The 7,797-nt window shown below is 52.7% G+C and carries 8 protein-coding genes; 5 read left to right on the forward strand and 3 right to left on the reverse strand.

All coding sequences use genetic code 11. From position 1 onward, the window contains the following. The 3 genes from JNC80_RS19615 to JNC80_RS19625 all read right to left on the reverse strand — a co-directional run. A partial coding sequence (locus JNC80_RS19615; RefSeq protein WP_376711374.1) for a hypothetical protein occupies window positions 1-248 on the reverse strand: 248 nt, incomplete at its 3' end. Further along, window positions 245-433, reverse strand: a complete 189-nt coding sequence (locus JNC80_RS19620; protein ID WP_138787532.1) for a conjugal transfer protein TraD — start codon at window positions 431-433, stop codon at window positions 245-247. The genes JNC80_RS19615 and JNC80_RS19620, both read right to left, overlap by 4 nt. Window positions 434-488: 55 nt before the next feature. Then, window positions 489-695 carry a TraC family protein gene (locus JNC80_RS19625; RefSeq protein WP_138787531.1) on the reverse strand — a complete coding sequence of 69 codons (207 nt, stop codon included), beginning with the start codon at window positions 693-695 and terminating at the stop codon, window positions 489-491. A 227-nt stretch (window positions 696-922) separates the two neighbouring features. Here JNC80_RS19625 and traA point away from each other — a divergent pair, with 227 nt between their 5' ends. The 5 genes from traA to JNC80_RS19650 all read left to right on the forward strand — a co-directional run bounded on the left by traA (window position 923) and on the right by JNC80_RS19650 (window position 7,685). After that, a complete protein-coding gene (traA, locus tag JNC80_RS19630; protein WP_376711375.1) occupies window positions 923-4,675 on the forward strand; it encodes a Ti-type conjugative transfer relaxase TraA in 3,753 nt (1,250 codons plus the stop codon). A 123-nt stretch (window positions 4,676-4,798) separates the two neighbouring features. After that, the gene (locus JNC80_RS19635) at window positions 4,799-5,302 is read left to right on the forward strand and encodes a DotD/TraH family lipoprotein (protein ID WP_376711376.1); all 504 of its coding nucleotides are present in this window, start codon (window positions 4,799-4,801) and stop codon (window positions 5,300-5,302) included. Further along, the gene (locus tag JNC80_RS19640; protein ID WP_376711377.1) at window positions 5,299-6,192 is read left to right on the forward strand and encodes a type IV secretory system conjugative DNA transfer family protein; all 894 of its coding nucleotides are present in this window, start codon (window positions 5,299-5,301) and stop codon (window positions 6,190-6,192) included. Before JNC80_RS19635 ends, JNC80_RS19640 begins: the two co-directional genes overlap by 4 nt. Before the next feature lie 21 nt (window positions 6,193-6,213). Then, complete coding sequence (locus JNC80_RS19645) at window positions 6,214-7,440, forward strand: type IV pilus twitching motility protein PilT (RefSeq protein ID WP_376711378.1); 1,227 nt, start codon at window positions 6,214-6,216, stop codon at window positions 7,438-7,440. Between the two features lie 32 nt (window positions 7,441-7,472). Next, window positions 7,473-7,685 carry a hypothetical protein gene (locus tag JNC80_RS19650; protein WP_376711379.1) on the forward strand — a complete coding sequence of 71 codons (213 nt, stop codon included), beginning with the start codon at window positions 7,473-7,475 and terminating at the stop codon, window positions 7,683-7,685. Window positions 7,686-7,797: the final 112 nt, after the last annotated feature.

Below are 7,797 nucleotides of genomic sequence, written 5' to 3' on the forward strand. Positions count from 1 at the left end.
AGGTTTCGCGAAAGTTGCGAAACCGCCGGATAGCCAGCTTGCTCAAGATGTATCCGGCAGGTTGAAGCCTTCCAGAATAATGCACAATCCCAAGCCTGAGAAAGACTCAGGCCAGTGGTTTGTCCATTTGGTCCGATCCATGTCGGAGCGACAAATCGCATGTACCAGAACAGAGGTGCAATCAGGATGACGACAGCGAAGCATAACAGAAAGAAATTGGGCGAGGGCTCATGAGGTTTTGTTATCATTTCTCAAAAGCCTTCCTGCCTTTTTCGATCATAGCATCGCGAAGTTTCTCGTTATCTTTTTGTTCAAAGGCAGTGAGAAGAACACCGAGAATGAACGCAGGATTTTCGCCACGTAATCCGGCCTTAGTGACTAGTCCACCAAGCATGATTTTTTCATGGGCGTCCTTGCGTCTGTCTGCTGCCATTCCTTCTTTGTGCCTCCTGTAGAGTTGTTGCAGGTGCTGATTTAGCTGGCCGTAATCATTCAGTCCCTGAAGATTGAAATCGGGCAGCTACTTCCTTCAAAGCTTTGAGCAAATCGCGGTCGCTGATCTCAAGATCCGCAAGGCCAGCTTTGACGGCTATCGAACCCAATCGCTCAGCTTCCTTGCTTCTTTCTTCTTCAAGGCGCTCCTGTAGTCGGGCAATCTCCTCCTGAATCTTCGAGACTCTCGAAACTTTAGCCATTCATCATTCTCCAATGAAAATTACTTTATGCCATTCAATGCTAATCCGATTTGCAACATACAGCAACAACATTCACAACCAGTAGTGGAGCGCAGCGAAAACTCAATAAAGAGAGAGTTGGCTTTGCCAACGCATTCTTAGTCCCGTCTGGACCTGCGTAGCAGTCCCAGTTCCAAGGGCGCACTTATGTATCGACAAATCGATACCTTGCTGATATTTGTGAACGCATGGCGATATTCCATCTTCATGCGCAGGTCTTGAGCAGAGCGACAGGGCAGAGTGCCGTCGCTGCCGCCGCCTATCGTCATTGCGCAACGATGACGAATGATCGCTATGGAACTACCCATGATTTCACAGCCAAGCGCGGCAATGTTCATAGCGAAATAGCTATCCCTGATAATGCTCCAGCGTGGGCTCTAGCGCTAAGTTCCATGCCAGCCGCAAAGGCATCCGAAGTTTTATGGAATAAGGTCGAAGCGGCTGAAATCCGAAGTGATGCACAGGTCGCCCGCGAAATGACACTGGCCTTACCTGTCGAGCTTTCTCAGGAACATAACATTGCCCTTGTGCGTGAGTTTGTTGAAACCAACTTTTCGCGAAATGGCGTTGTTGCCGATTGGGCATATCATGACAGCCGAGGTAATCCGCATGTCCACATTATGACGGTTCTGCGACCACTCGCTGATGATGGTTTCGGGCCTAAGAATGTGCGATCACTTGATGCAGATGGCAATCCCAAGTTCTCCAAGAATGGTCATGCCCTTTATAGGCAGTTCGCCGGTGACAAAGAGCTTATTCCAGCACTTAGAGAGTCGTGGGCAGAAACACAAAATCATCACCTTGCGCAGCATGGATTTGATATTCGTGTAGACCATCGATCCTATGCGGAACGTGGGATCTCCATCGAACCTATGATGCACCGTGGCCCGGTTGCCGATGCTATGGATCGCAAGGGCGGGCATTCAGATCGTATCAAAGTCAATGCGGATATTGAGGCGCAACGCCGTCAACACATCATGGCTGATCCGTCGATAGTGCTAACGCTGATTACCGCAGAAAAGTCGGTTTTCGATGAGCGCGACGTTGCCCGAGTTTGCCATCGCTACACCGACAATCATGCTGACTTCCAAGCTCTTTTCTATCGTGTGGGAGCCCTAGATAATCAGGTTATGATCTCCGCTCCGGTGTTTGATCCAATCAGCGACAAAATGCTGGAACGGCCAAAATTCACAACAACAGAAGTTTTGCAAACTGAGCGTAACATGATGGCAGCGGCGCGCACTTTGCGGAGTCGCGACAGCTTCTCATCCTCGCCAAAAATTGCTGCAAAAGCCCTCAGTCAGGTCGAGAAAGAAGTCGGCTTCAAGTTTGACAGTGAGCAGCAATCCGTCATTGGTCGCCTGACAGAGAATAACGGAATATCCGTTATGGTCGGCTATGCCGGTGCAGGTAAATCAACTGTCATGAATGCCGTTCGTGCGATTTATGAGGCACAAGGTCATCGCGTTGTTGGTGGAGCCCTTGCGGGCAAAGCCGCCGTTGGTCTGGCTGAAAGCGCTGGCATTGAATCGCGTACCCTTGCGTCGTGGGAAGCGTGCTGGAAAAATGATCTTCATCTCTTACAGTCCGGTGATATTTTCGTGCTGGACGAAGCCGGAATGGTCGGCTCGTCTCAGATGGAAAAATTTGTCAGCAAGGTTCAGGATGCGGGCGCAAAGCTGATTCTGCTAGGCGATGCCAGACAGCTCCAGCCTATTGCTGCAGGTGCCGCATTTCGAGCAATCGCGGATGATGTGGGATATGTTGAGCTTGCCGGAGTTCGCCGTCAGCGTGAAACTTGGATGCAGCAAGCGACCATTGACTTTGGTAGCGGGCGCAATGCGGAAGCCATCGCTCGCTATATCGAAAATGATATGGTTCACCTTGAGCCAGACAGTCAGACAGCCCGCAGTCATTTGATCGACAATTGGTCGCGCGATTGGGAGGTCGGTGCTGATGTGCTGATGCTGGCGCACCGTAATGTGGACGTGCATGCCCTTAACCAGTCGGCGCGTGAATTGATCAAAGAGCGTGGCGGACTTCAGGACGAACACAGCTTCCGTACGGCGCGCGGTGTCCGCCAGTTCGCGGTCGGTGACCGCATTGTATTTCTGGAAAAGAGCCGAGATCTCGGGGTCGAGAACGGAACCTTTGCAGTGGTCGAGGAAGCGAAGCGCGGCCGCATATCCGTTCAGTTGGCGGACGGCCGGAATGTTGTCGTCGCTCAAAACGATTACGCCAATCTTGATTATGGCTATGCGGCCACGATCCATAAGAGTCAGGGCGCAACCGTCGATACCGTTCATGTGCTGGCAAGTCCAAGCATGGATGCGCACATGACCTATGTGGCGTTGAGCCGACATAGAGAGTCGGTTAATCTTTACGCTGGCGGTGATGAATTCAAATCGCTCGACAAGCTCGTTGAGAAGCTATCGCGCGATCGGATGAAGGACACCACGCTCGCCTATGAAAAGCGCGACGATTATCAGCAGAGCGTCAAAGAGTTTGCAGAACGCCGTGGCATTCCGAGCCTGAATGAGATCGGAGAAATATTCCGTCATCAGGTCAGCGCCATGCGCGCGCGTTTGTCCAAGGTCATCACGCGCCTGGACGCCTTCAAAGAACAATTCAGTCAGACGCTGCGACCGTCGGTCAAGCCGACGATCCAGCGGGAGACAAAGCCGGAATTCTCCGCAAGCCCACGCCCTGTGCCGACGCCAGCGCCTGTTCGTTTCCCTGAAATGACTCTTGCAGTGCGACAGGCGCTTTCGCGGTTGCAGCACAATCTTGGGCATTCACAGGCTGACAATACAGATCGCGCGCGCCGTCGATGGTTCACTGCGATCGGCTATGAACTGCGCGACGGCATGGCATCCGATGATCTGGTGAAGTTCAATAAGGCCATCGCAGCTATCGTGCCTCGCATAACAGCCGTTGCGATCGGTCCTGATTTGAATGAGGAAGCGACCGCAAAGCTACGATCGCTCATTCCTGAACACCTGTTCGAGGCATTCTCCGAAAGCTGGCCTTTGATCCATGCCGGTCAGAAAGCAGGGCAGGATCTTCAGAGGCTCGACATTGCGCAAACACTTAACATCGAGGCCAAAGAGCAGCGCGTTATTGATCAGTACGAAAAGAGGCAGGCCATGTTCGATACCCCTGAAAAGCCGCTCATTATCGGAAAGATGGAATGGCACGAGAGCGTTGAGGCAGCCGTCGAAGTGCAGATTGATAATCATCCGGACATGCAGAACTTTGCGCAGTATTTGCGCAAGGCCGTCTCAGCCGTATGGCGGAATCCGGACACGACGTTGACCATGATCAAAGAGCAGGTCGATAAGCGCCATGTACCTGCTTCCCGGCTTGTTCCAGAGATCCGAGCAAAGCCGTTTGCATACGGCGAGTTACTTGGAAACCGGTCGCTGTTGGGGCGCAATGATGCGTCCAGAGATAAAGCCCTTCAATCGCTCGATCACGCGCTTTCTGCCCTTCATGATTACGGACAAAGGCGCACCAATCTGCGTACCGATTTGACCCGCCATGAGCAGCGGTTCCGGAATCTCATGCGGGAGCCATTGGCAGACTTGTCGCCGGCTGCGCGAGAACTGATCGGCCGGATCGAGCGATGCCCTGTCGAAAAGCTAAGTGGGCTGATCGCGACGGCTGATGACAAGCAAGCCTTTGGCGAGCTTCGCAGCCTTGTCGATGGCGTCAAAGAGCGCTTTGGTGTTGGGAATTCAGGAGATCTTGATCGCGATCGTTTGTCCCGCGCCATGCCGGAAGTTTCCGAGCAGCGGCTGAATGCGTTCATTGAGGGATATTCGAAGGCCAATCAACTCACATCGACGGTTCAAGCAGCTCAACGCGGGCATGAAATCTCATTGCGCCAAGAACAGTCGATGGATCGCGGCCATGAGAGGGGCGAGGGTTTTTCACATTAATGACCGCATAGGGCATTTTTCTAATGCTATATGTTGCAAAATCGGTCAAATTCTTTACCACTATCACCCGAGGGTGATCGTTCTTTGATCGCTTGTCCACAAAGTTAGACAAGGCGACTATAAATGCGGAAGCCAGTTGTTGTTGCATTGGCGCTACTTTGTAGCGCGTGCGCAAATAAGAAAGAGAACTTCGATACTCTTTCGGTTCAAAAATATCTTGATTCATCGTTAACTGCCGTTAGCGAGGAGAAAAGATATGCGTCGCTCTATCCTAAAGCTCTTGAGCCATTTGCAAGCAATACTGTCCGTATCCATCCGGAAACACCGGGCGAAGCTTTATTGCAACCGGTGGATTCCCGCTGGAATGGCACTCTTGATGATGTGACGCGCAAGGCCGCGGCGATGGCCGGATATAGTGTGCAGGCCAAGGGCGAGCGCTCCGGATCGCCTATTCTTGTCGCCGTTCACTATAAGGATATGACCCTTCTCGGCTTCCTGCGAGAAGCCTTCGGTCAGGGGAAAGGGCGGGCATGGCTCGAAATAGATCAGTCGTCGCGCGTCATGACAATTCACTATGCCCGGCCCGAAAAGAGTCCGGTCCCGCATCTGGACGATACCCGACTATGAAGCAGTTTTTCCCGATCATCGCAGCCATGTCCGTATCGGTTTCATTAGCAGGTTGCACCACAACGAATTCCGTGAAGCTGGATGAACCGCCGCCGCCGCCAGTGCTAGGCGGCGTAGACAATCTCGCAGGGGGATCATCCGCGCCTTTGACCTATGAGCAGTTTGCCAAGAAAACCCGCAGCGGCACAGGAGCCAATGCGGTTGACGCCGCGCGCTATTCAGCCTTGCGCGATGCGGCGTTGGCTTACTCTGCACAAGCCGCTTACGAGCGCCGGTCATGGGAAATTCTGAAAGAGCTTGAAGTTAAATCCTCTGCCCTTTCACAAGAATTCAATTTCAATGATGTGGTCTATAAGGCACCCCGCGAGACGGGATATGTTGTGCCGCCTGTCGTCAGCAGGGCAAAGGAAGCGATCACCATCACGGACGGTGGCCGCGAGAGCGTTGCCGCAGACGAGTATTACCGGATTGAGAAACCCGGTCGCCTCGTCGCTGTCATCCCAAGCTGGCGCGACTATCTGGTCATGGGCATCGACAAGACGCCAGATCCATCAGACCAGTTTCTTCCTTCAGAAACGGAAGAACGCAAGGTGTGGGATCGCTATATGGCCGAAGGCTGGCGCCAAGGGCGAATGCAGGCTGAAGAAGCCTTGAAAGAGAATATGAACCTCCTGCGCCGTGATTATCTCGGCATGGTCGAGTATCGTCGGCTTGTCGATGCTGGTCTGGTCAACAGCATGGTTATCACATCGAGCGAAGTTCGGGCGAAAGGAACGCCGGAAGAACTCTTTATCGGTCAGCGACGTGTGAAGATCGAGAATTCTGCTACCTTCAATTCTGATCCGAGGCGCTGGAAGCCGATCACCCGGCGCTTTGAGGTCAATAAATAAGAGGGGCAACAGGCAAGAGGAATGATAGACGAAGCGCGGCTAGACCAGACACCGTTCGATCCCAAGGACACATTCGTATCTGTTCTCAAGGATGAGCCGTCACGGTTTGATAGCACGCCAGAGATCTTCGACCTCTTTCTTGTTGGTGCGGCGAAAAGGGGCGCTTCTGACATTACCATCCAGTCAGAAGCGCGCCCCCGCATTCAAATCAATTCCCGTCAGCATTTTGGCACGCGGCGAACGCTCCTGCGCTCCGAAGTAGATCTTCTGCTTTCCTATATCTGGCGTTCCTCAGATGCGCCGAGCATCCTGCGTCAGGGCAGGTGCCTCGATTTCTCCTATGAGGTCCAAGTCAGCCGGCATGAGCGCTACCGGTTTCGCGTCAATGCCACCCCCATTACGAAAAATGGCGGTTCCGGTGTTGAGCTGACACTGCGCGCATTACCGTCACGAACCCCGACGCTTGATGAAGTCCAGTTTGAAAACGAGCTTCGCCCGTTTCTCAATCCGAAGTCTGGCATCATCGTCATCGCCGGCGGAACCGGACATGGCAAATCAACGACGATGGCGGGCATCACCCGCCATCATCTGGAAAACCATGAAAACCCGCGCAAGATCGTGGATTTTCAGGCTCCGATAGAATTCACCTTTGCCGATATTCTGAACGAGCAAAGCGAATCTGCCAGCCTGATAGGGCAGTCGGAAATCGGCGAAGGGCGCGATCTTCCAACTTTTGCCGCTGGAATCTGGTCATCCTTGCGTCGAGCCCCTGCGATTATCAACGTTGGGGAAGCGCGCGATTATAGCTCCATGAATGGTTGTATAGCGGCCAGCATTCAGGGGCATATAGTCAATACCACTACACATGCCGGATCGATCGCCGAGGGCCTGCGCCGAATGGCGATGGAGTTTCCGGCCGAGGAACAAGCCGCGCGTGCTTTCGATCTGATCAGCTCGCTTCAGATTTTCATCACGCAGCATCTTATCCGGACAACAGACGGAACGCGCCGCTTCGCTGTCCGCGAATTCCTTGTTTTCGATGATGACGTTCGAGACCGTTTTCTTGATCGGCCGATCGATGCCTGGTCGGCAGTCGTTCGGCAACTTTTGAAAGAGGGCGTCGAGTCTGACAAGGTGATCGCGCGGCCACTTGCCAAATCTGTCATGCAGCTTGTCGATAAGGGCGAGGTCACTTTGAGCGAGGCCAGAGCGTTCATCCCTCGATCTGCCTTCGAGGTCTTAAAATAGAGCCGATTATTAGCTGAATGAAGGCTGCAAAGATGAAATCATGGATCGATGCATGGGCGACCTTGGATTATGGCGAGCTGTCATATCCAGTCCGCTTGCAGTTATCCAAGGTGATCTATTATGCACAAATGCCAGAGCAGCCGGGTTTGATTAAAATCAGAGCCGGAAAAGAGCTGCCGTATTTCTATTGTACAATCACCTTGGAAGAATTCAGTGCATTGATGGATTGTTTCAACAATCGATAACAGGCATATACATAATACTGTATAATTTCAATGAATGTTTTAGCAAGTTAAAGTTGCGACGTTCCCAGCAAAATAGAAATGCGACAGGCGCTGACGACAGCCCCCATTCCGA

Source organism: Pseudochrobactrum lubricantis (assembly GCF_041929865.1).
Taxonomy (GTDB): Bacteria; Pseudomonadota; Alphaproteobacteria; order Rhizobiales; family Rhizobiaceae; genus Pseudochrobactrum; species Pseudochrobactrum saccharolyticum.